Origin of the sequence: Sedimentisphaera cyanobacteriorum, assembly GCF_001997385.1 — a bacterium.
GTDB classification, from domain to species: domain Bacteria; phylum Planctomycetota; class Phycisphaerae; order Sedimentisphaerales; family Sedimentisphaeraceae; genus Sedimentisphaera; species Sedimentisphaera cyanobacteriorum.
Map to the genome: position 1 here is coordinate 1,742,804 of NZ_CP019633.1, position 24,953 is coordinate 1,767,756.

16 protein-coding genes and 1 other RNA gene are annotated in these 24,953 nt (G+C 46.2%); 4 read left to right on the forward strand and 13 right to left on the reverse strand.

Annotated elements, in window-relative coordinates:
* Positions 1-202 precede the first annotated feature (202 nt).
* Entirely contained in the window at positions 203-1,732 is a 1,530-nt protein-coding gene (locus L21SP3_RS07010) for an alkaline phosphatase D family protein (protein ID WP_077540174.1), read from the forward strand.
* Between the two features lie 161 nt (positions 1,733-1,893).
* Here the strand turns inward: L21SP3_RS07010 and ssrA are convergent.
* The 5 genes from ssrA to L21SP3_RS07035 all read right to left on the reverse strand — a co-directional run bounded on the left by ssrA (position 1,894) and on the right by L21SP3_RS07035 (position 5,479).
* Positions 1,894-2,256: a transfer-messenger RNA gene (ssrA, locus tag L21SP3_RS07015) on the reverse strand.
* Positions 2,257-2,302: 46 nt separating this feature from the next.
* Positions 2,303-2,932, reverse strand: coding sequence for a M48 family metallopeptidase (locus L21SP3_RS07020; RefSeq protein WP_077540175.1), 630 nt, complete (start codon positions 2,930-2,932; stop codon positions 2,303-2,305).
* A complete protein-coding gene (locus L21SP3_RS07025) occupies positions 2,929-3,162 on the reverse strand; it encodes a DUF2905 domain-containing protein (protein WP_161488136.1) in 234 nt (77 codons plus the stop codon). The genes L21SP3_RS07020 and L21SP3_RS07025 overlap by 4 nt, the downstream gene beginning before the upstream one ends.
* Positions 3,163-3,177: 15 nt before the next feature.
* Positions 3,178-3,987 carry a pyrroline-5-carboxylate reductase gene (proC, locus tag L21SP3_RS07030; RefSeq protein WP_077540177.1) on the reverse strand — a complete coding sequence of 270 codons (810 nt, stop codon included), beginning with the start codon at positions 3,985-3,987 and terminating at the stop codon, positions 3,178-3,180.
* Positions 3,988-4,747: 760 nt separating this feature from the next.
* Positions 4,748-5,479, reverse strand: coding sequence for a TorF family putative porin (locus L21SP3_RS07035; RefSeq protein WP_077540178.1), 732 nt, complete (start codon positions 5,477-5,479; stop codon positions 4,748-4,750).
* Positions 5,480-5,874: 395 nt separating this feature from the next.
* Between L21SP3_RS07035 and L21SP3_RS07040 the strand changes: the two genes are divergently transcribed.
* Positions 5,875-6,726, forward strand: a complete 852-nt coding sequence (locus tag L21SP3_RS07040; RefSeq protein ID WP_077540179.1) for a type II secretion system protein — start codon at positions 5,875-5,877, stop codon at positions 6,724-6,726.
* A gap of 202 nt (positions 6,727-6,928) precedes the next feature.
* Here L21SP3_RS07040 and L21SP3_RS07045 read toward each other — a convergent pair whose 3' ends face one another.
* The 7 genes from L21SP3_RS07045 to L21SP3_RS07075 all read right to left on the reverse strand — a co-directional run bounded on the left by L21SP3_RS07045 (position 6,929) and on the right by L21SP3_RS07075 (position 16,733).
* Entirely contained in the window at positions 6,929-8,416 is a 1,488-nt protein-coding gene (locus L21SP3_RS07045) for a TIGR03790 family protein (RefSeq protein WP_077540180.1), read from the reverse strand.
* Between the two features lie 20 nt (positions 8,417-8,436).
* Positions 8,437-9,855, reverse strand: a complete 1,419-nt coding sequence (locus L21SP3_RS07050; protein ID WP_077540181.1) for a sigma 54-interacting transcriptional regulator — start codon at positions 9,853-9,855, stop codon at positions 8,437-8,439.
* A 126-nt stretch (positions 9,856-9,981) separates the two neighbouring features.
* Complete coding sequence (locus L21SP3_RS07055; RefSeq protein ID WP_077540182.1) at positions 9,982-12,327, reverse strand: beta-galactosidase; 2,346 nt, start codon at positions 12,325-12,327, stop codon at positions 9,982-9,984.
* Positions 12,328-12,353: 26 nt separating this feature from the next.
* A complete protein-coding gene (locus tag L21SP3_RS07060) occupies positions 12,354-13,310 on the reverse strand; it encodes an ROK family protein (RefSeq protein ID WP_077540183.1) in 957 nt (318 codons plus the stop codon).
* 43 nt (positions 13,311-13,353) lie between these two features.
* The gene (locus L21SP3_RS07065; protein WP_077540184.1) at positions 13,354-14,721 is read right to left on the reverse strand and encodes a sulfatase-like hydrolase/transferase; all 1,368 of its coding nucleotides are present in this window, start codon (positions 14,719-14,721) and stop codon (positions 13,354-13,356) included.
* A gap of 42 nt (positions 14,722-14,763) precedes the next feature.
* Positions 14,764-15,321: a nitroreductase family protein gene (locus L21SP3_RS07070; RefSeq protein WP_077540185.1), complete on the reverse strand. Its 558-nt coding sequence runs from the start codon at positions 15,319-15,321 to the stop codon at positions 14,764-14,766.
* A gap of 20 nt (positions 15,322-15,341) precedes the next feature.
* Positions 15,342-16,733: a sigma-54-dependent transcriptional regulator gene (locus L21SP3_RS07075; protein ID WP_077540186.1), complete on the reverse strand. Its 1,392-nt coding sequence runs from the start codon at positions 16,731-16,733 to the stop codon at positions 15,342-15,344.
* 314 nt (positions 16,734-17,047) lie between these two features.
* On the opposite strand from L21SP3_RS07075, the gene recA reads away from it, so the two are divergent.
* Positions 17,048-18,121 (forward strand): recombinase RecA, encoded by a 1,074-nt coding sequence (gene recA, locus L21SP3_RS07080; RefSeq protein ID WP_077540187.1) that lies wholly within the window; start codon positions 17,048-17,050, stop codon positions 18,119-18,121.
* 557 nt (positions 18,122-18,678) lie between these two features.
* On the opposite strand, the gene L21SP3_RS07085 is transcribed toward recA, so the two are convergent.
* Entirely contained in the window at positions 18,679-19,191 is a 513-nt protein-coding gene (locus L21SP3_RS07085; protein WP_077540188.1) for a manganese efflux pump MntP, read from the reverse strand.
* 256 nt (positions 19,192-19,447) lie between these two features.
* Between L21SP3_RS07085 and L21SP3_RS07090 the strand changes: the two genes are divergently transcribed.
* Positions 19,448-24,838, forward strand: a complete 5,391-nt coding sequence (locus tag L21SP3_RS07090) for an RHS repeat-associated core domain-containing protein (protein WP_123785159.1) — start codon at positions 19,448-19,450, stop codon at positions 24,836-24,838.
* Positions 24,839-24,953 lie beyond the last annotated feature (115 nt).

The following is a 24,953-nucleotide window of genomic DNA, read 5'->3' on the forward strand; positions in this document are numbered from 1 at the left end:
TGTTTCCTGAAGCAAAGATTAAGCGTAAAATTGAATTTTGACAATGAGATTTTTTCAATATGATAAAAATTAAATTTTGGGAAATGGCTTTGATAAGGACTTGCCAGACTAAATATTTTCAGGTGGAATCATAATATAAAATGATTAGCGGGGTTATTCCGCTGTCTTATTTGCAGAACTTAAACTTTGCGGAAAGGTAGATATGAAAATTCAAAGACGAAAATTTTTAAAGCAAACCGCCGGGTTGGGCATTGTTTCAACATTGAGCCTGCTTACAAATGCAGCCTACGCAGACTACTTTAATCAAATCGGCTTAGGCGGCAGGGATCTTAATACAGGTTTAAGAATATTGAACTACGGTTTTGGCGGTCGGTTAGAAGATAAGGACCCGAAGCAAATTCCTTCTGAGGTTAAAACACTATATTCAAAAATGTATAATCTCCTTGCGAAAAACAGAAGAATGACTCATGTAGAGCTGTTTTCGGATGCCGAAGTGAAATCAATGTGCAAAAGCCGGAATATCAAACACATCGGCGGCCCGATGCTTGGAAATGTTACATCGACAGGGATTAAAGTATGGGTCAGAACACTGTATCCGGCAGCGGTAAAAATTCGGGTCGAAACTATTGACGGTACAGTTGATTTCGGCCCGGTGCATTCAACTGCTGAATCGGATTATGCCGCTGTTGTACCGGTGAAAGGCCTCAAGCCCAATACTCGTTATCCATACAGTTTAATTATTGACGATAAAGCAGTTTCTCTGCCCTTTGAGCCTTCATTCAAAACAGTAAACGATGAGAAAGCATCTTCTAAACGTATTGCATTCGGCACTTGTCCGCATCGGTCGGGATTAGGCAACTCAAAGCTGTTTGAACTGATACGCAGGCGTGAACCCTCTGCTATGCTGCTCGGCGGGGATATTGCCGTTCAAGACCGACGTAAAAACGGAGCAAAGCATCGAGCGGATTATATTCTGCGTGATTTGCAGCCGCCGTGGAAGCGATTTTCTGCCAACATCCCTGTATATGCAGCATGGGACGACCACGATTATTTCGATAACGATCTGGCCGGAATCCCAAACGGTTTTTCAGATAATGACCGCCGGAATATATGTTCAATATTCCGCAATTCTTGGAACAATCCCTCTTACGGGGCATCGAACGGCGTGTTTTTCCGAACACGGATAGAGCCCTGTGATGTGATAATGCTTGATCACCGATACTTCCGTAATCAGGATGATTCAAACAAGTTTCTTGGGGATGCCCAGATGCAATGGCTAAAGAAACAATTGGCAGGTTGCAAGGGGCCGTTTGTTATCCTTTCATGCGGTACCATGTGGAGTGATTATGTTTCCAACGGAAAAGACTCATGGGGAACAACAGCCCCTTCCGAACGGGAAGAGCTTTTCAGTTTTATTGAAAAGAATAAAATTCCCGGGGTAATCCTTATCTCAGGCGACCGACACGGAGCTCGCGGATTTCTTATCCCGAGGCCATCCGGATATAACTTCTATGAATTTGAAGTGGCAGCCCTCGGCGGGAGAAGCGGCCCTCCCGCAGCTACTGAAAAATGGGAGACGCAGCTTTTCGGATTTGCGAAAAAATATATGTTTGCTGAGTTCGATTTCAATACTAAAAGGGCAGATCCGGAAGTTACATTCAAACTCTTCCAAGACAGCGGCAAGAAATTATATACCAAAACGCTGAAACAAAGCCAGCTCACACCGAAGTGATTTATATTATCAGAAATGACAGTATGAATGGTTTGTTAAGTAATACGAAGAGCTCGTGAATCCGAATCTCACGGGCTCATTTTTCAATTATCGCTCAATTAGGATTTGCTCTTTGAGATCGATATTTGTTTGTTTTTACAAGCAGCCGCAGTTATTAAAACAATTGGAGGCGGAGGGAATTGAACCCTCATCCCGTGATACTTCATCCCAAGTTTCTACATGTTTAGTTTCTCATTTAATTCTCGTTTACGCGTTAGGCTGAGAAACAGGCCTTCGCAGAAACCAGCCCTCTTAATTTCACCTGAGAACCGAAGGCAGCTTTCTCAGGCTATCCCGTAAGTTTTGGCGTCAGGACCTTCAAGCACGGGCGGCTATCAGGCTGACAGGCTGCGAATTTTTAGGCAGCCATAGCAAAGTTATTTTTGCCATATAAAAAATAGTCAGCAGATTTTTTTACCAGGCCAACTGCCATCCTGGACATGCCGCTTGAGAGTCAACTTATCCGGTCGAAGCCAGTCGCCCCCAAACAATTTTTAATTATAAAAAATTTGCAGATAATTGCAATTTGAATTACTCGGCTTCAGGGAAAATGTTCGGCTTGTCGCTTGATTTGTGCAGCTGCCAGATCTGTTCGGGCGTAAATATGATTGAATATGAGTTGAGCTCTTTATCGAGAGCTTTTGCAGACCTTTGCCCGCAGCAGCCGTCTAAGAGATGCCAGAATTTTTTGCAGTGCGATTTTACCTTTGTATGGGCGAGTTCGTGGAGGATGAGGTAATCCTGCAGGTATTCTGGAAGCAGAACCATATTTATATTGAGGCTTATGCTGTTTTTCGATGAGCAGCTGCCCCATCTGGTTTTCTGGCAGCGGAATGTAATTTTGCTGTATTCGAACCCGAAGCGGGAAGCGAGCTGCTGAGCTCTGCTGAAAAGCTTTTCCTGCTGCTGATACAGATCAAGCTTAGGCAGGTCTTTCAGGCGCGAACTTAGGTTTTCCTTGCGTTTTTCAACTTTTGTAAAAGATTTGCTAAGCCAGTCCTTTTTGGTATTGAGAAACTCTATCGCCCGCCTGCCGGAAACGCCCAGAGGCACGCTCAGCCTCGCCCCGCTTTGCGAAACGGTTAGCCGGAGATGCTTGGCGCGAGGCGATGTTACCACCCTCACTTCAATCCCCTCAACCTTTTCAATGAAGTCCATCATTTCCCGCTGAAATACTTAACTACCCAGGATATGAGCGTGAGCACAATTGATATTACGATGCAGCTTACTACAGGGAAGTATATCTTCCAGCCTTTCCCGCTGAAGCTTAAGTCTCCGGGAAGTTTGAAGAGATTCAGCTTTGGGGCAAAGACCATAATCAGCCCTGTTGCAGAGATTATCAGTCCTGCAGCAATAAGGAATTTCCCGATTTGAGTGTAACCGTCCGGCAAGATTTCCTCCGTTTGTCAAACTTCAGAGAGCTCTTCGCTTCTCTGCTTGGCACGTGATACAGCGAGCATAACTATTGCCCCGAGCTGGTTGTTTTCGAGCTCTTTTAATGCGGCCTCTGTAGTTCCGCCTGGCGAGGCAACCTTGCGTCTAAGGTCTTCGGGCTTTTCGCCTGCATCGCTTCTGTGCTTTGCCAGCATAGCTGCGCCAAGGGCTGTTTGCATCGTAAGCTCGGAAGCGGTTTTTTCATCAAGGCCGAGCTCAACCGCTGCGTTTATCATCTCTTCCATAAACAGAAAGAAATATGCCGGCCCAGACCCGCTAAGGGCGGTTACGATATTCATATCCTCCTCGCTCGAGAGCACAAAGGCCTCTCCTATCGCAGAGAATATTTTTTGCGCATCAGGGAGGTGCTTTTCGCCTTTTTTGTTTGCGAATAAGCCCGCTGCTCCCCAGCCAACGAGGGCAGGTGTATTCGGCATAACGCGAATCACCGGTATATCTCCGAGCAGATCAGTGATTTTCTTAATTTTAAGCCCTGCGGCGATTGATATAACAGGTTTATCGCAAGGGAAATCATCCAGCGATTCCAACACTTCCCCTGCAATCTGCGGCTTAACTGCAAGCACAGCCATATCGCTCGAGCTTACAACGAGATTGTTGTATTTAAAGGCGTTTATCCCGTAGGCAGACTTCATATAATCGAGACGGTTGTCGCTGATGTCGCTGATGTTGATCTCATCGCAGGAATAAACCTTCTTAGAGATTAGCCCCTTGATTATAGCCTCAGCCATATTTCCCGCACCGATAAAACCTATAGTAGCCATTGCTTGCTCCGTTTTAATAAACTGAAAACTCAATTAAAAGCTGGCATATATTTTATAACAAACAGGGCTCAATTAAAGAAAAATCAGCGCTTACCTTTACGAGTGTGCGACAATTTTTTGGGCAAAATGCAAATCATCACTCTGCAATGCTTTGTTGAATTTATTGCTATCTATATTACCCTGAAACCGCTGCTTAATACTCACGATAATCAGAGCCGCACGTGGAGTGCGCCGTAGGCGATGAGCCTGTCCGCCTGCGGCGGAGAACAAACGGATAGATGATTTTGCGAGCCCGCAGCGAAATTAGGTCATCCACAGATAGCCTATTTAAGTGGAGCCTCCCGTTTCATACAGGATCGTATATAATACGTCCCAAAAAATTTTATTTACTAAAGGAGACTCCAATGAAGAAGTATATCGGATTAGATATGGATAGCAAGAAAACACTGATGGCACAGATATTTTTTGAATGTAAAGCCCTTCTATAAAATACCCTACAAAAATCCTTTGTGCCCTTCGAGCTTCGTAATTTTAAAATGAATTATGCACTACGAAGAAACCATCTTAGCGGAAATTAGTGAAAATTAGCGGTTAAAAATCTTAGCCATTTATATTTTTTACTGAGGCTTTTGTGTGAACGTCCTGCAAGGGTTTAGAAACATAGCGGAAAGCCGCCAGCCGGCGCATCTGAATACCGGTTGGCGGCCTCTTTTCCGCATACGGGGTACTGTAAGTCCGCTCTCTCTGAAAGGCGAATCTTTTAGAATGTAGTTGAGAGTGAAATGCCGGCGTAGATGTAGTCCGGATCGGGCTCGTAGGCATCAGTCTCTTTGAGCTCATCATCCATTATGGCAGCATAGGTAACTGAAGGAGTGAGAGTCCAGTCGCCCATGGCAAGAGGCATAGACGCCGAGAGAGCCAGATCCTGCATGGAGCTGTCATCAACGCCCCAGTATCCGAGGTTGTAGTCTGAGTCTGCATAGCCAAGCGAGGCTGCGCAGTCTAAGGCCATATCCTCACCCAATGAGAAGCTGTGTGAAACCCCCGCGCTGAAGTATGTTCCTTCAATTGCGTCAATGTCGCGGTAAACAGTGAAAGAAGGGCTCAGCGGCATATCAAAGCTCAGTCCGCCATAGATTTCATTTGTGTTGCCTGCATCTTCATCGAAATCGTACCTTATTACGCCCAGAGTGTAATCAACACCCTCGGTGAGCGAGTCTGAATATTCTGCGGTAAAATCGACCTCTGTGAAGTTGTTTTTCTCGCCCTCATCTGTTAAGTCCATATTCCCCCAGAGATTCAGGTATATTTTGTCCACCTGAAATCCTATGCCCGTCTGAATTACAGACTCATCGTTAATCGCCTGGCCTCTCCAGATGTACTTGCTGAAATAGCCGACAGAAAGATCGCCTTCGATTTCCGCATCGAAAGCACTGGCCGAAGTTGCCAGCCCCGCTGCAAGGGCAGTAGTGAGAATGATTTTTTTAAGCATCGTAAACGCTCCTGAAAAAAGTTAATAAAATTTACGGTTTCGCCAACAGCAATGCAATCGATGTGCCAAAAGGTGAAACTATTTTGATGATTTTGCCATAAAGCATTTCAAAAAAAGGGCTTAAGAAAAAAAAGCACAAAAAAACGATGAATAATTTAACTACAAATATGTATCTGTTTTAAGAAGCTTATACAATATTGTATAGACAAAGCTTGGGTATACATTTCTTCCGCTCGAACTGAAAGAGAAAAAAAAGCGAAGCTAAGTATGTTTTTTTAAGAAAACGAAAATTTAATTTAAAAAGTGAAAATTTTTTTACAGTTTTTTTTAAGAAAAATCATATACCTTAGGATATTAAACTTTGAAAGCAGTATAACTTAAATTCAGGAGTACAAATGAAAAGCAGAGGATTTACTTTAATCGAACTTCTTGTAGTGATATCGATCATTGCCCTGTTGATGGCGATATTGATGCCGGCATTGAGCAAGGCAAGGGAGCAGGCCAAGAACGTTCTTTGCAAGAGCAACCAGAGGCAGCTTGTTACGGCTTTGATTACTTACGTTGGAGACAACGACGGCCAGCCGCTTATATCCGAAGGCGGGTCTGAGTTCTGGTTCAATCAGATTGCCCCTTACCTCGGAGATGACAACTACCAGTATGACCCTCAGTCGAATCTAAAAGGGGCGATGGCTGTTATGATGTGCCCAAGCTGCAAGCCGCCGATGGAAGAGGACCCTACAGTATATTACAACCCCGTGATAACGGATAAATACCAGAAATCTGGCGTCCACAACTGGCGTTATCACGTGTACAGCGAAGGAAGCTCACACAACACTACAGGCTCTAAAAATGAAGGCTCCTATACTATGAATACTTGGATTGGAGGCTGGAGAAGCAGCAGTATGGAAGAAGGTAAGCCAAATTACCGAAAGTCGTTCAGAGATGCCTTTGTGCAGAGAGAAGATGTGCCGGCGTTCTCAGACGGGGCTTGGGTTGATGCTGGCCCTATGTACGATGAGACCACAAAAAACCAACCCCCGAATGAATTTAACAGTCTGGGAGCACCGCTGGGCGGCAGCATGGGCGGTATGCAGCGTGTATGCCTCGACAGGCACGATATGGGCGTGAACGTTGCATTCACCGACGGGCACGTTGACAGAGTGGAACTGGCTGAGCTATGGACACTGAAATGGAATAAGCTCTTCCAGAAACAGTACGACATAACAATGCCTAAAAGCTCAAGGTGATAGCGAAAAGATTAGAGCAGAGATTCTCAAAAAAAATCAATTAAGAGGCGGATTACCCACCGCCTCTTTTCTTTTTAAGCCGCTTCCCCTCCCTAAACTCATTAAATACATATTCTCATATTAGGCTTCGCGGTAAAACAAAAATTAAAATCTGTGAAAATTAGATGTATATTTTGCCCAAGCCTAAGCGGATAGATTGTTTTCAGTAGCTCAGTTTCATCAGCGGGTCGCCAACAAGCAGAACTGTCCATGAATTCTGCGGTTTGCTGTAGTAAAACGCCTCCACAAGGGTTTTTCCGTCCAGAAGAGCGCCGGCGAACAGCTCCGGCCTGGGCATAGCAGTAAGCACAGGCTCGGCTGCCGATCCAATCACCGCATCTGCTCCGTTTTTCAGCAGATTCGGGCACCACGTCCGGCTTTTCCTGCTTCGAAGCTCGCTCGCCCCGAAGCTGGTGATATGATATGCGATAGACCCTGGGATAAAATTGAGCCTGCAATTATAATTTCCCGGGCTGTACCAGCCTGCGTAGAACATACATTCGGCATTAGAATCCGTTAGGCTCGCAGTTTCTTCAATAAGCGTTGAGCAGCCGTGTTTTCTGAATATTTCAGCGGCCTTTTCAATGTATGAATCGTATTGCACATAGGCATCAGCAAGGCCTGCCTTCTCAGCGTTCTGCAAATCGAAAACGCACTTCTCTCCGGGATAATACATTCTTTGGGCGGAGTTGCTTATGATTCTCTTAATGATCGTCTCACCCGGCCCGTCAAGACGGCATACCATCAACGTCTTTGCGTTTTGATTATCTAAAGCCTGGATATTCTGGAAAAATTCGTTCTCCGCGGAGCCGTGAATTCTATAACTTCTGAAGTTCAGCATTGAAAGTTCGCTGTCAAGAGCTGCCTGTGTTTTGATGCCTTTAATCTGCTCTATATCGTCCCTGCACGCCTTGTATGCCTCGAGTTTGCCGTAAAGCCTCTCGGCGGTCTCATAATACCCTCGCCGCAGCTTTTCTGAATAGCTGGAATGCTTGGGGCTGAGCTGTTCGTAGATTTCGCTGTCTGAAAATGCGGACTGGATGTTGGGCGAGTAAAATTTAATCCCGAATTCTTCCCTTGCCATTTTTCTGGAAAGCCGGCTGCCGTATAAAGGCCTTACCTTGTTCATAAATTCCAGCTGAAAGGCTCTGTCTTTACGGGCAGCATCTTCTAATTCTTTGTACAGAAAAGAGTTTACAGCCATTAGGAATGGTTTCGAATCGCTCAGTGCAGCATCCGAAAGCTCGGATAAAACGTCTTGAATCTCGGCCTCAAGCCTCTTACGCAACTTTTGAAGTTTCTCGAGATAGGGTTTGTTTTTCTCCGCTGTGTCCCAAGGCCTGATCTTGTAAGGTACGCCGTAAACTGTTACAAGGCAGCGAATCCCGCTGATATCGCTTAAAGCAGCTTTGACAGGCGTTTTTACATCGCTGATATATTTCTTTCTGGAAATGGATTTGCCTGCATCCGCCCCTAAGCTCAGCTGAATGATATTATCCTCGGGAAGGCTGCGTGTTTGTGCGTAAAAATGGGCGATGCTCAGAGATTCAGGCGCATCAATATTGCACACAACAGCAATTTCCTCCGGTGCGAGCTCGCAGCAGGAGATCTCAGCAGCAAACAGAAGGATGAGAAATGCAAGTGCTTTCATATCAAAATCACCGTTTGCTTTCAGCTTGAATCATTCGCAGGAGTTTCGTCCATCTCAATGTATTTCTTGGCGGTTCTCCTGTCTAAGTCTGCTGTCCTTGCCACCTTTTCATAAGAACCGTATTCTTCGTACAGCATTTTGCAGTAGTCCGAGAGAAGCTCTGACGCAGTTGGGCGGGAGCTGAGCAGCTCTTTATTCAGGTCTGGCCTGCAATCACAAAATTGCTCATCTCGTCCGGAAATAATGAAGGATTTGACCAGAGAGGTTAGCTCCATTTCATTCATAGGCCAATTCTGCCTTGAGCGTGCGCTTTTGATGATCTGTTCGGTTAGTTTTTCAGATATCTCATCACTTCTGACTGCCAAGAATTCACGGAGAATATTTGAAACGATAATTGCGATATTATCGCTGCTGTCATCGATTCTGCGTTTCAGAGAGGGCAGGCGGATTATCTTAGCGAAGCAGTTTTTTAGCCCCGCTGAAATCTCGCTTCCCTCCTGCATACCTGCAAATATTCTGGTTTCAAGGGTGTTTTGTTTAGTATCGCCTGCGGGGCAGTAAAACCGCTTGTCTAAAGCGATACGGAGCTTTTCTGAGAGCCTCGGCGAAAGATTCTCTAAGCCTTCAATAAAGGCAATCCCCCCTGAAACGGGCTTATCCAAAACGCCTTTAGCCGCAGAATCTGCCCAGAAAAACGCACCTTTCGCTCTCCCGAAAATCAGGGATTCGGCTTCGTCTTCTCGGCAGCCTGAAATATCCGCAAAGGCATAAAGCTTTTGGAAGTCTGTTTTGAAGCTCTGTTTCTTTTCGTTGAATCCGATGAAACTGCTCATCGCAGATGATTTGGCGGCTCTGTTTCTCAGGCACCCGGGCTGACTGATTATCAGCGAAGGAAAATGCTCGGGGCTTTCTGCAAAGAAATTGATGTAATTTTCAAAATTGCTTGAAAACACAGAATCCCAAAGCTGTTTCCTGAAATCCTCAGCGCTTTGCCCGATGCCCCAGATTGAATCTTCTACAGAGAGCCTTGCCCTTTGAATCTGGAAGAATGCGGAAAAAAGACGATTGGCGTTTTTTCGCTCAAAGCCGTGTTTCTCAAGGCTTAGAAGAGCCTCTGCTCCGAATTCAATCTTTAGCGGGGATTCAGCCTTGAAAGCCTCAGCAGCCTTAGAGTACAGTTTGCCGGCAAAACGCAGATATGACGAGCTGATAAAAAGCTTCTCTGCTATCCCCTTCTCCTGAGCAGGGAAGTCTTGAATCAGTTCAAGCCCGCTTTCCTCCAAACGCTTAATAATCCCGAGCAGCCTTTCATTGAGCTGGTCTGGGGAAAAACCTTCGGGGCAGGCAGGATTTCGTTTTTCAGCGGCAAACGGATTGGCAAACACGCTGTCGAAAGCGGATGAAATGAAACTAAGCTCATTTTTTGTAAGAGTTTCCATACATTTATTGTACAGCTTTTAGAGGGGAATGTCAAACAGTTTGAACACACGCAGAGCTGCTCACGAATCGGGTTTTGGAGCTCTTCACAAATATAAAATATTAACTGAAAAACAATCTTCTTTTCGTTAGGGAATTTCCATAAACAACACATCTCTGGATTTAAGCGTTATATTTTCAGGATTTACCTTTACGCCTTCAATAATCTCTTTTGCAGAAGCTGGAGTTTTCCCTTTTCTCTTTAGTGAAACGCCCTTGGCTTGTTTGGTTAGATTCATCAAAAGAACATAGCTCTTGTTATCCGACTGAACTGACCTGCATAAAACACCCCATAAAGACCCATTCCCGGACGGCTCAACATTAAACTCTGAAGAGATTTCCCACTTTTTCATCAGATATACCATCGCAGGAGCCAGTTTTTTCGGACTCTTCAAATCAAAGCTCCGGCATCGCTTTATAAAAGCGTAATCTTTCAAACTGCGTTTTTTGCCCCGTTTATTGAACTTAAAGGTATCATCGCCAAGATTTACAACCTCACCGCCTCTGTCGATAAATTTCTTCACCGCTGCGACAGTTTCATCCTCAACATACCCTGTGTTAGCGGCAATTAAACACTCACAGTCTGACAGCGCATTTTCCTGAAGCATCTTCTCAGTTACAAAGCCTATTGGCAGGCCGGAAAAATACAAAGATTCATAAGCTATTATCGCTGCATCGCAGGATACAGTGTCTTGAATAGCCGAAGCATTCGAATAAAGAATTCTTACAGGCCTTTTCTGCTCAGAAAAGAGGTGAACCTTGTCTGCATAGCTGTTCAGCCGGAGCATATTTTGCAGGTATGAATACAGGAGTCTTGGCTGGGTGGTTATGTTTGCATAGAAAGACCCCTGCCAGCCGCCTCTCGCTGAAACGCCCTTACGTCCCCAGTACCAAGTTATATTCGCTCCCATCCCGTGCATATGAGCAAGCCAGAGAGAAAGCTTCATATGCTCGGGCGAGATGCGCTGATTGCGGTATTTTATTGTCTGCACGCTGTGCCATTCAGAATCGTAAAGGAGCTTATCGGGCTGGAGAGATTTCATAAAATCGAAACACATCGACTGAGCCCGCCAGTTAAGTGCATACTCGCTCGGGTCGGAATAGGGATGGGGAAGGATCATATTTCCGCCGTCGGTGATTCTGGTGTCGCAGCCGTTCACTTCCATAATCTCCATCACGGCCTCCCTGTCCAGCCCTTTATGCCTTGCGGGAATTATGCCCTCTTTTCCGATAGACCAAGGCCCGCCGCTGCCTATGAGGACGTTGTGATTTATGAATTTCACGTGGCATTTTGCTTGAGGGTCGTGCTGTTTTATTTCATCGTGCATAAATCGGAAAAAATCAGTACAGCGAATCTGGTTATAACGGCACCAGTCGTACCAGGCAGCTTTGTTTTCAGGCGTTCTCTGAAAGCTTTGAATCTCGGAAAAAGAAGCAAAGTCTTTCCCCCATGAGCTGTTCAGATTGGAAATATCTTTGTAAATATCTTTAAGCCAGCTTCTGTAGCCGGCGATGGTATATCTTGAAGGCAGCTGAACATTTTCATCCGTCCATTTCGTCTTTGCAGTAAGCCAGGATGGTTCATTCATAATATCGTATAATTTAATATTTTCAGAATCTGCCGTGATACCAACAACTTTGGAAAGCGTTTTTTTCCAAAGGCCTCTTGCGAGCGGATGGTCTATATCGTAGCCTACTCCGTGGCCAAATTCTCCTGCAATCTCCGGATTGCTTTCTTTTGCCTTTTCAGGGACACCGTGATGGCCGATAAGAACATCGCCCATAAGCCCGAAAGATTTAAGCTGATTAAGCCCCTTTGCAAACTTTTCCCTGATTGATTCATTCCGCCCCTGCTTTTCCGTACCCATACAGTCTAAGTAGAGAGTGGCAAGAGTTTCAAAATTATTGTGTTTCCAGTGGTCTTGAAGCACATTAAATCCGTAGGGATAAACCACTCTTCCTTTATATTTAACCCACCCGTCCTTAATTTCGGCTTTTGCAGGATTAAACTCCTTCATCCCTCTTCGATTCCAGAGATTATCTTTTTTATTCTTGGATTTTTCCCAGACTTCATCCAGCAGTTTGATGGTTTCTCTGAGCTCAAATTCTGCAAGCCCTTCAGCCTTTTTAGCGGGGTCAAAATTTTTCGGCCCTTTTTTCCATTCGGAAAGAATATCCCTGAGTTTTTCTTTATTATTATAATCCCACTGGGCAAATTCGAGAAAGGCCTTTGCAACTGAAACACTAACAGATTCACAGCCTGTTTCAAGGCCGTGTTCGTCTGCTTTTTTCAAGAAATTTTCAAGGCGGTCGAGCTTAGCCTCAGCTTCTTTCCGCAAAGCCCGGTAATCATCTGAGCCATTAACATTACACGCAAGAATAAAAACAAGAAAAACGCATATAAGCCGAAGCTCGGCAGAAATACTAGCAAACATTTTGGCCTTCCTAAAAAAGCAATAGATTAATTACCTGCCAAGTAATGACGCCTCGCCACAGCAGCAGCTCCTATCATCCCGGATTCTGTTCCGAGTGTTGAGAAGGCGAGGTCTGTTTCGCCTTTTCTGCTTGGCCAGCAGTATTTATCGAAGTAGAATTTGATTTTATCGAGCAGGAAATCGCCCGCTTTAATCATTCCGCCTGCAAAGATCACCCTCTCGGGGTTTGTTGTGTTTTGCACATTTACAGCCAAGAGAGCGAGCACCTTTGCGGTTTCCTCTACAACGCTGAGTGCGAGCCTGTCGCCTTTTTGAGCCTCTTGAAATACAGCCTCGCTTGTTATCTGGTCGTACTCTGAAAGCGAGCTGGCTGCCCCGGACTTAACGTATTCCTCCGCCCGGGCAGCTGTGTTTGATGCGGAGGCATACGCCTCAGCGCAGCCCCTCTGCCCGCAGCCGCAGAGCCTGCCGTCGGGATAAATAATTATATGGCCAACCTCAGCAGCGCTTTCTTTGAATCCGTGCAGGAGATGGCCGTCGCAGACAAGCCCTCCGCCCACGCCTGTGCCGAGGGTTACGAAGGCTATATCTTCGCTCTGCTCGCCCTTGCCGCATTCGTATTCCGCCCAGCAGGCAGCGTTGGCATCGTTTTCAATAACGACCCTGCGTCCGAGCTTTTTACTGCAGATATCCCGTACAGGGCAGTTTTCAAATCCGGGCAGATTAGGCGGATTTATCAGTATCCCTTCGCTCAGGTTGGCAGGCCCTGGAAGCCCCATACCTGCTATGCAGATATCTTCAAGAGGAAAGCCGTTTTCTGAGGCAAGCCTGTTATGCTCAGCTGCAACTCTGTCAAAAACATTTTCCGGCCCCATTTCGGGCTTTGTTTGTATAGAGCTCTTGCAGAGGAGCCTGAAATTATCATCAATGAAACCAACCTTCACGTTGGTCCCGCCTAAATCTATTCCCGAATATACTCTCATATATAAATTTCCAGATTAAAGTATTTGTTAGTATTATTCTGCGTTACAGACGAATGTTCTTCTTTTTTGCTTTATTTGGTTTGTAGTTTGGATTCGGCTTCATCTCCTGCGCACCGACTTCTTCACGCCAGCGGCAGAGGTCTTCGTAGAGCTCTTTTGTTTTCTCGGGCATCTTTTCTGCAAGGTCGTTCTTCTCCGAGATGTCTCTTTCAAGGTTGTAGAGCTCTTTCTTGCCGTCTTCGAGGTATTCAATGAGCTTGTAGTCGCCCTTTCTAACAGCGCTTGCGGGTTTGGTTTTGTGATAATGGGGGTAATGCCAGTATATTGCTTCTCTGTCAATCGGTTTGCCCTGCTTGAGCAGCGGAGACAGGTCAACGCCGTCGAGAGTTCTGTCAACATCTTTTATGCCGGCCATTGAGAGGACTGTCGTGTACAAATCGTGGCTCGTTGCAATTTCTTTGGTTTCTTCTCCCGCCTTTGTTACTCCCGGCCATTTGAAGATAAGCGGAACGCGTATTCCGCCTTCGTAAAGAGTTCCCTTGCCGGCGCGGAGTGGGTAGTTATGCGTTTTCTTGAAGAGCCCGCCGTTGTCGGAGAAGAATATTACAATTGTATCCTCCAGATTCTCATGCCTTAAGAATCTGAGCATATCTCCAACGCTCTTGTCCATATCCGCCACCATAGCGGCATAATCCGCCCTGTCCTGATACCTCGGCTCGAGGCGGTCGAAGTATTTTTTGTACTTCTCTTTGAGATCGCTTGAGCCGTAAACAGGCGTATGAACAGTGTAGTGCGAGAGGCATGCGAAAAACGGCTTGTTTTGCTTTTTGCTGTCTCGAATGAAATCCTGACACTGACGGGTAAGCGTTACCGTGCCTTTTGGGTCTTTGTCTGTTTTTTTCTTGTTTAGGCTCCAGTTTTCCCCGCCTCGGTCGAATCCCATTTCTGTTGGGTGGGCTTTGCCGCCCTGATGCCATTTACCAAGCCATGCAGTGTTATAGCCAATCTTTTTGAGGGCTTCTCCGATGGTAATCTCTTTCTGCGGGAGAACCTTCTGCCAGTCTGGAATTTGAAGCTTTTCGTGAGGGTGTTTATGGCCAGGGATCCAGTCTGTAAGGTGCAGGCGTGCAGGGTGTTTGCCTGTGAGGATGCTTGCTCTTGTCGGCGAGCATACCGGACAGGCCGCATAAGCATCGCTGAAGCTGAGCCCCTCTCTTGCAAGCTTGTCAACGCTTGGTGTATGATACGATTCGCTTCCGTAGCAGGAAACATCGCTGTATCCCAAGTCGTCGATCAGAATCATAAGTATGTTCGGTTTTTGGCTCTGGTCTGCAAACAGCTCAGCCGAACCCAGCGAAGCAGCTAAAACGCCTGCTCCTGCTGATTTAATGAAATTTCTCCGTGATAACATAGTACAAATCCTTCTTTAAAATTTAAGATTTAAGATTGAAAATTAAAAATCAATCAGCAAGTCTTCCACCGCCATTCTTCCGGACGGCTCTTCCATTGCCTGAATCTGCTCGGGGAGCCTTGATTTATCGCCTTTACGTCCCACAGCAGCCGCAGCCGCAACAACATAATCATCGCTGAGGCCTAAGAGCTCGGCTGCTTTCTGCTGTTTGAAGCCCGCCATTGCGTGCATACTTATGCCCATCATGTGCGCCTGGAGAGCCATAGCCATCCAGCTTGCTCCTGCATCGAAAAATGCCCATTCATTCGGGTTTCCGGTTTGCATATAGGTCTTCTTGTAAACTATATATATAAGCGCAGACGCCTCGCCTGCCCAGGCCTGATTGGGTTTCACGAGCGTTTCAACAAAAGCCTGCTTCTTTTCATCGCTCTGGGCAACTGCAAAACGCCATGGCTGTTCATTATAGCATGAAGGGCTCCATCTCGCTGCTTCGAGGATAGTGAGAATTTCTTCCTGAGTTACCGGTTCATCCGAGAACGCTCTGGGAGACCATCTCTCCAGAAATATTGGGTTTATATCCTTATTTGCCTTTCTCTGCATCTTAAATCTCCTTCGAAAATCTAACTTAGTCCATACTCTTTTATTTTTCTGTAAAGCGTTCTCTCGCCGATGCCGAGAATCCTTGACGCCTTTTCCCTGTTGCCCTCGGTCATTTCGAGGGTGCTTTCAATTGCCTGCTTTTCGATTTCCTCAAGAGACTGCCCTACCAGAAGCTTAGGGGCAGGTTCGGGCTTAGGACTGCTGAGCTTGGGCATTGAATTAACCTCCGGCGGGACATCCCCGGGCTCTATCACGTCCGATTCGCTCATCAGAGCCGTCGTTCGAACCACGTTTCTAAGCTCTCTTATATTGCCCGGCCAAGGGTAGCTCAAAAGTATATCCATACAGTTCTTTGAAATGTCCTTGGTATCGACTCCCAGCTCAGAGCAGGCCTGTTCGAGGAAATAATACAATAAATCCGGTATATCTTCCTGCCTCGAACGAAGCGGAGGCAAAACAATGCTCACCCCCTTGATCCTGAAGTACAGGTCTTCGCGAAATTTTTTCTCTTCAACGAGCTTTGCAAGATCGCAGTTCGTTGCACTTACTACTCTTACATCCACTCTCACAGGCTTGTTCGAGCCTACAGGGATGATTATTCCGTCTTCCAGCACGCGAAGAAGCTTTGCCTGCATGCTCATCGGCATATCGCCGATCTCATCAAGGAAGAGGGTGCCTTTATCACCTACCTCGAAAAGCCCCTTTCTGTCTGTGGCGGCGCCTGTGAAAGCGCCTTTGACATGGCCGAACAGCTCGCTCTCGAGCAGCGATTCGTTTAACCCCGCGCAGTTTATCGGACGGAATTCATTGCCCGCACGGTTTGAGTTCATATGTATCGCACGGGCAGTAAGCTCTTTTCCAGTACCCGATTCGCCCTCAATCAGAACGCTGAGATTCGTAGGGGCGGCCTTGCTTATCACCTTGTATATATGGCGCATTGCGGGGGATTTGCTCTTTACGCCCTCAAAATAAAAGCTTCTCTCAGAACCGGTCTGTCCGGCAGGCGAGGCCTGAATGGGGTCCGGCGCGCTGAGGCTGAAACTCTTATTGAGCCCTTCGAAAAGCTTCTCGAGAGATTCCCGCGAAACAGGCCTTTCGAGAAAATCATACGCGCCGAGCCAAAGGGCCTTCTTGCATGCGTCTATTGAGGCCGATGAGGCAAGCATTACAAATCTCGCTGCCCGGTACTGACGCCTAAGCCCCTTTATGAGCTCAAAGCCGTCTATCTCCGCCCCTGCCATCATATCCGTGAGCACAAGCGGAGCCTTCACGCGATTCATTACATTAGCAGCGTCTTCTGCGCTCTGGGCGTAGTAAACCCTTTCGCAAAGCCCTTCAAGAAGACTTCCAACGCGCTCAGCCCGTCTGGACTTTTCGTCAACAATAAGAACTGTTATGCCTCTGTCTTTCATTGATTTATATATTCTCCGGAAGTTTTATGCCGGATAAGCTTGAGCTGAATATTGTAAATCACAGCACGAAAATCAGCCCGGCAGAAACTTTGGTTTTCCAGTACAGTTATTCAAAGGCATTAGTATAAACTAACGCCTCTATTTTGCAATATACAAGCAAATTATCTTGCTTTTGAATGCAGCTGATACGAAAAAAGGAAAGTGATTGAAAAAAAATTCAAAAAATTTTGATTTTTTACTTGTTCGGTTTTTGTTCGGTATTATAATACGTCTCAGTTGGTTAATGAAAATTTGATAATTCAGGAGCTGAACAAATGGCTAAGACTAAGAAAAATACCAAGAAAGAAAAGCAGGACGAGGGCAACCCGAATCTGCAGCGTACATTAGATATGATCGAAAAACAGTACGGTGCGGGCGCGATTATGAAGATGGATGAATCGCGGCACCTTACTGTTAGCAGCGTCAGCTCCGGTTCGCTTTCGCTGGATATCGCCCTTGGAGGAAAGGGGGTTCCCAGAGGCAGAGTGGTAGAGGTTTTCGGGCCTGAGGCGTCCGGAAAAACCACCCTCGCTCTGCATATGATTTCCGAGGCACAGAAAGAAGGCGGCGTTGCGGCATTTATTGATGCCGAACACGCACTCGACACCACTTGGGCGAGAAAAATCGGCGTGGATGTATCAGGGCTGCTGGTGAGTCAGCCGGAAACAGGCGAGCAGGCTCTGGATATTGCAGAGCTGCTTGTGAAGAGCAATTCGGTTGATATTATCGTAGTTGACTCTGTGGCAGCGCTTGTGCCCGAGGCCGAGATAACAGGCGAGATGGGCGATAATCACGTTGGGCTTCAGGCAAGGCTGATGAGCCAGGCGATGAGAAAACTTACCGGCATTATGAGCAAGAGCAAAACGATACTCGTTTTCATCAACCAGATAAGGCAGAAAATCGGAGTTATGTTCGGCAATCCCGAAACGACCACCGGCGGGAACGCTCTGAAGTTTTACAGCTCTGTAAGGCTTGATGTAAGGCGGATTGCCACTCTTAAAGACTCCGGCGGAGAAGCATACGGAAACCGCACGAGGGTTAAGGTGGTGAAGAATAAAGTTGCACCGCCCTTCCGTCAGACAGAATTCGATATCCTGTTTACAGGCGGGATAAACTGGGTTGGCGATATTATAGACACAGCGGTGAACAAGGAAGTCATCTCCAAAAGCGGGGCTTGGCTCAATTACGGCGATATAAAGCTCGGACAGGGAAGAGACAATGCAAAGCAGTTTATGCTTGATAACCCCGAGATGATCGATGAAATTAAAAACAAAATACTCTCGCAGGAAGGCCTCCTCGAAGAGGAAAAAGAGGCAGAGGCTGTTAAAGAAGAGGAGACTGCTAAATAAAACTGGCAGAAGGGTGAAAAATCTGAAAGGATTCTGATTCTTTCACCCCTTAAGAACCGCACTTCAAAAGAACCTTCGTTCTTTTAAGTTACATAAAACTAATTCGGACAGGCAAAAGAGGCGCCTCGCGTGAGGTGAGCCTCTTCTGCTTTTTAAAGAGCTTCTGTGATTTTAGGCCGCTGAGCAGCGCTGAGATATTTCAGGCGCTGAGAAACACTGAGATACGCTAAGGAGTTTGACGAACGACTAATTTCCCCTGATTTTTCACTGATGATGCTGCCGAATCTATCCGCTTGTTACGTCCGCCGAAGGCGGAGAGTAAACGGAGGGGAGATTTTTTAGACGGGATTTACAGGATTTTTGGGAGGGTAATTTATTTGAACCACGAAGGGCACGAAGATTTTTTATAAACCCTTTTATAACAGAGCTTTACATTCTAAAAATATCTGTGAAATCCGTGTCATCTGTGGATAAATAATAAAACAAAACCATATCCTCTTCGTGTGTTTCGTGCCCTTCGCTGTAAAACAAAACATAAAATTTGTGGATACAATTTTTCATCCAAAGATCAGGATTTTTATTCCAAGTACGATAAGTATTATCCCGCCTGCCAGCTCGGTTTTATTTTCGAAAAGATGCCCTGCTCTGCAGCCCAATTCTGTACCGATAATGCTCAATATAAACGTAATAATTCCTATAACCGTAACGGCAAACCAGACGCTGGTATCAAACAGGGTTATAGTAAATCCGGCAGCCAGAGCGTCTATGCTGGCGGCAAAGGCCAAAATTATAATAGCCGCCATATCCGCTCTCACTTTCCCCCCTCTTCCGGTATTGAGCAGTTTTCCCGCTTCGTATATCATTTTTACACCCAGAAACGAAAGTATGAAGAAGGCAAGCAGATTAGCGGCATTCTGAAGGTATTTCGAGAAAAAACCGCCCACAAAAAAGCCTGCAAGCGGCATTAAAGCCTGAAACAGACCGAACATCGAGGCCATAAACATCGACCGAGAAAACTTGAGCTCTTTGTATGCTGCCCCTATCGCCAGGGAAACGGAAAATGCATCCATCGCAAGCCCAAAGCCAGTGCTGTTATTTCTAAATAAGGCATAGCTGAAATTGTAAACAGACTGTGGATAATAATCAAGAAATTGAAGCCGAAGCTTTGCACTATATTTTCCTGAATTTTTTCTTTATAAATTATTTAAAGATTAGGAATTATTTTCCTTGACATTCTTCTATGGTAAAACTACTATAGACTTGAAGATTGGATAGCAAGTGTTATCCGGGGTTGTAAATTTGAAACAAAAAAATGAGGTTATTAGAATGAAACGTTCGATTATAAGCGGACTGCTGGTTTCTGCGGTTGTGCTTGGTTTTTTTGCTGTACAGAGCGCATCAGCTGGTCGCTGGTTTAAGCTGTTTAAGGTAGTGTTCAAAACAGAGCGTTCCGAGTGCAACGCTGCATACCCGGAACTTGAAACCCCGCCAATCGAAGAGGGGCTTACTGTTTACAGGTATGCTTTAGACAACAGCTTCTTCCCCGTATGCCCTAACAGCATCTTCTACAACTGGGAGTTTTACGGGAGCGATCTTATTCTGCAGGTTGAAGCATTCAACGAGAAAGGTCCAGATGAGGGATACTGCTCAGTACGCACAGCGGGCGGTGTTCCGTTAGTATCAGAGGGCTCTCTTCGAGATATGGATATCGAGGAGCATTACGAGATAACTGTAAACAATCCTGCCCCCCCGATGTTCACGAACTACTTTGCACATGTCTCTGTTGACAGTTTCCTTTATCACCATTGGCTTACGAATATTCACGTTCTTCCGTTTGACAACGAAGAAGATAACAAAAAATACAGAATCCAGAGTCTCGATCAGGTTCTGCCTGATACAGACAAGGGTATGGACCCTGTTGAATTCTGCACAGGCAAAGGGATACAAAGCATAAATGACATTTATGTTCCCGGCAATACGATGGACATAAATTTCACACGTCTTTATTACGGCGACAGCGATGATCAGGGATTCAAACGCAGGTTCTCAAATCCCGCTCCCGGGCAGAAATATCTTGCCGGCACAAACGACGAACAGCTCAAGAACGACTGCGCAGCTCTGGAGCAGATGAAGAGCGATTCAGTTAATATGAGCGTTGAAGAGCTTGTAAACGCCTACGGAAATACCGGCAGCAGATCTGATACGATTAAGAACTACACATTTATGGTAGTAGAGGATGTGTCATACTTTATTGAACCGGACTGCTGGAAGCCCGGGCAAAGCGCACCTGACCCCAACGATAATTTGATAGAAGTGCAGGAAGGCTTCGGAGAATTCTACGATAAGGACGGAGGTACGCTTCAGGTTGATGTTTATTCCACCTATGAACACTTCTGCTGGGAATGCGACCCAAACAGCGAAATCATCAGCGACTGCACAAGCTATGTTCTGCAGATCGATGAAGAATCATACTCCTATACAATCGATTACGGCATAGACCCCGAGAGCTGCAGGGTAGGGCGCAACTGGACTCACAACTACAACATTGCGCTTAGATACTGCGGTACAGAAACCGATGAGAGCACATGCATTGAATACGACAAATACCGCCTTTATGCGGGCAATGCAAGATACAGCTTCCTCAGAGACAAAAGCCTCGAAACCGGTCCTTACACCTGCGCAAAGGCTCCTGGAGTGATGCTTTTTGAAGACGGCGACACGCTTACTGTAAAGATGAAGAACGATGTGGACTGGTACTTCGATGCATCAAATAAAGAAAATACCGACCGTACATACTTCATCGACTACATAAAAGACAGATACGGCAACCAGATGGATTTCTACTATTCAGACGGACTGCTGACAAACATCACCAACGATGCGGGCAGATACATCAACATCTACTACGATGATGACAAGATGATAGACTACATTGAAGACAGTCGCGGAAGAAAATGGTACTACACAAGAAACGACGACCAAGACCTCGTATCTGTTCAGTGCCCGCCTGCAGAGAGCGGCACAGGAAACAGAACTGTACAATATACATACACCTCTGCCAACTCAGACAACCCGCACCAGATTATAACTCAGGAGGATTCTCAGGGGCAGATCTGGTCTGTGAACTACTACGACTCTGAAGGCAGAATAAACAGGCAGACATACGGACAGGATGATTTCATAGCATCTTATTACACCGACCCTAACGGGAATATAACTTCTGTAGAAGTGTACGACAGAGCAGGCAATCTTGAAAAGCATTACCTCACAGAAACCGGGCTTTTAGACAAACTTGAAAAAGAAATGGACGACGGCGATTGGGCAATAACTGATTATGTTTATGATTTCGACCTCGACCAGCAGCTCTCAGAGGAGAATGCCCCCGGGCACCTGAGAAAAATGATCCTCCCTACAGGCGAGATCTATGAATATGAATACGACAGCTACGGGAATATGGTAGAACTAATACATAAAGCCGACGAGAATGATACAGGCCTTTCACGCAGCTACACCTACAGCTCTGGTCCTCAGAGCAAACTGCTTTCTGCAACGGACGAAAACGGAAACACAGCAGACTTCAGCTATAACGGAAGCCTGCTTGAGAAAATTGAGCTGCCCGCAGACAGGTATTTCAGTCCGCAGACAGGACAGTTCGAAAATGTAAGGCCGTCTTATCATTTCGAGTACACGCAGGAAGGGCTTATAAGCAAGATTACACTGCCCGACGGCGGAACTCTCGATTATGAGTACTCCTTTGCGAGCTCTGGAGCGATAGATTATCTCACGATATACCTCAACAAGGTTTCCGGGGTTTGGGATGCTAAATGGGAGTACGACTATAACCCTCAAACGGGATTTGTTGAGAAGGTGGTAAAGCCTCAGGGCGGTATTACATCTTTCACCTATGACAATGCCGACAGGATCCGTGAAATAAGCAACGGGCTCAACGAGATTACAAAAATCGCTTACAACCCCTCAGGCCTTGTATCAAGAGTAAGCTCTCAGCTGGGCACCAGTTTCTCTGAGAATACTGCTCTGAGTTATGATTTCAGCTATTCAATATTAAACCAGCTCACTCAGATAACAGACTCCCTCGGCAGAATCACTCAGCTCGGCTATGACGCAAACGGCAAGAGAGAGTATCTCAAAGACCCGAAAGCCGTTCAGGAAGGATTCAAAAACCTTGAATATACATATGACAACAGCGGAAGGGTTAAATCTGTTCAGCTGCCGGAGAGCTATGAAAGAGGCCCGAACGGAAACAAAACTGATTTCAGATACTACGGCAACGGGAAGCTCAAATCAATAACAGATCCCAGAGGCAGCACAACCACTTACAACTACGACAACTACGGAAGAGTAGATGAGGTTATTATGCCGGACGGAACGAGTGAGGAATTTCAGTATGACGGGACAGGGAATCTCGTAAAGCACAAGAAATCTTCAGATGCTGTTTATTTCTACGACTACTATTCAAACGGCCTGCTAAGGGGCAAGTCTGTTAAGATTCCGGAGTCTCAGGGAGATCAGGAAGGCGTTCTTGAGCTGGATGATTCGGGCATACCGGCTATGATGGATTCTCAGAACTGGCAAACCGTTCAGGACAGCGAAAGCTTAGGCGGGCAGTTCAGTCAGTCCATAGCAAGCGGGGCAACCTTCCCGATGCAAACGTCGATCAGCAAAGACGCATACCTCGTGCAGGTGTACTACCCTGCGGGGATAACAGGCACTATGAATGTAAATGTATTCGACGGCTTCGACAGCAGCAGCCCGAAATTCACAAAACAGATCAACCTCGGCTACGCAAGCGAGAGCTGGGTTAATGTGGGCATGTGCGAGTTTGAGAATGATCAGGCAGCAATACAGTTTGAGCAGGTAAGCGGGACAGCAGCATTTGACGGGGTAAGGCTCGTGCCCTGTACGCTGTATAAGTATGATGTGATGGGCAGGCTCGTTTCAGCAGGTAAATGCGAATTTGAGTACGACCCCGCAGGCAACCTTGTAAAAGAGATTGATGCTTTCGGACGGGAAATAAGCAAAGAGTATTACCCGGGCGGAAAGCTCAAGAAGCTCGTTTATCCGGACGGATATTATGTAACTTATACATACGACGCAGCAGGCAGGCTTGAAAGCATTACAGACTCGAACAGTGAACTGCTTGCCTACTATGAGCATGATGAGAGCGGTAGAACCACAAGAAAACTCACCGCTGGCGGAGCGGAAACGCTCTATGATTATGAGGATGCAGGCACATCTGATGACGATATGGGGATATACCTTGAGAAGATCAGCTACCTCTTTGCCGGCACGAATGAGATGAGCGTTGAATACACCAGAGACCCGGCAGGTAACGTGATATCAAGAAGCCAGCAGCAGTATGTACAGAATTTCTTCTACGACGAAAACTACTGGCTCACCTTAGCTGACGGCGTTGCATACGACTACAACAACATTCTCCAGCGTGAAAGCAAAACCGAAAACGGCACAACCATCCAATACACCGACGACGGCGACGGGATGGGACGTTTCACTTCTGCAGGCTCTGAGCAGGTTCAGTACGACGGAAACGGAAATATTGAGATATTCGGCGACAGGCAGTTTATATACGACAACGAAAATAGGCTGATAGGCGAATACTCACTCACAGCAGACCCTAATACTGTGAATGTTGCACTGTATAACTATGATGCCTTTGGAAGAAGAATCAGCAAGGCTATCGGAACCGGGGCTTTGGTTGAAGAAGGCCAGCTTACTAAAACTTTCTGCTATCACGGCAGAAACGTTATCGCTGAATACAGCTCAGAGGGCAAAGTAACTTCGAGGTATGTTTATGGCGAGAACGGCGAGGAAATCATCGCTATGATAAATATCGAAAGGCCTGAAAATCTGCTCGAACTGCCAAGCGCTTCTAAAATAGCTGATTCTTGGCTTTGCCTGCCAAATGACACAGAATACCTTGCAGGAGCAAACTTTGCCGACCCGAACAGGATAGACCTTGCAGACCTCGCTGTTTATATGGATACAAGCTTCGACTCTGAATTTACAGCAGAGATTGAAGAGAACTACTTCGGCTACTACCTTGACGCTCAGGGCAGCGTTGTCGGAGTATATTCAGCAGACCCAACCACCGGCGGAATAAAAGAAACATACCGCTATTCGGCTTTCGGCGAATATGAAATATTCGACAGCACCGGCAGCCAGATATCCGAGTCTAATATCGGAAATCCGTATATGTTCTCAGGCTTCCGCCTCGACAGGGAAACAGACTTCTACTACGTCGGGTCCAGGTGCTATAATCCTGAGCTGGGTATATATATGTCCCGCGATCCGCAGAGGAAAATCGAGAGTATGAATATGTACGATTTCTGCAGAAACAATCCTTTAGGCGGAGATGACGACTACCTGAACTTTATAAACTCAGTGGATCCAATGAGCGGGCTCGGGATATTCTCAGATATCGCACGGCAGAGAGATTTCGGTCTCGAAGCCGGGCTTGACGCTGTTGATATGCTGCCCTCCTCAAGAGCGGTATCTGCTATGAAGAAGCTCGGGGTAGGTTCAGGTGTGCAGCCGCAGGCAGCGGCTTCAGGCGAGCTGAGGAATCCGAAAAATCCGGATGCCTGCATACCTTCAGACCCGGTAAACCAGAAAACAAAGAGCATATTCAATGCTGTACCAGAATCGTTCAAGGGTGAGATAGACAAGGTTATGAAATAGCCCTGCGAAACTAATACCCTGAAATGTGAAAGAGAGACGTTTGAAGCGTCTCTCTTTTTTTTTGCTTTATGATAAAATGTTAATGCTGAATCAGAGGCCTTCCTCAGCTATTTTG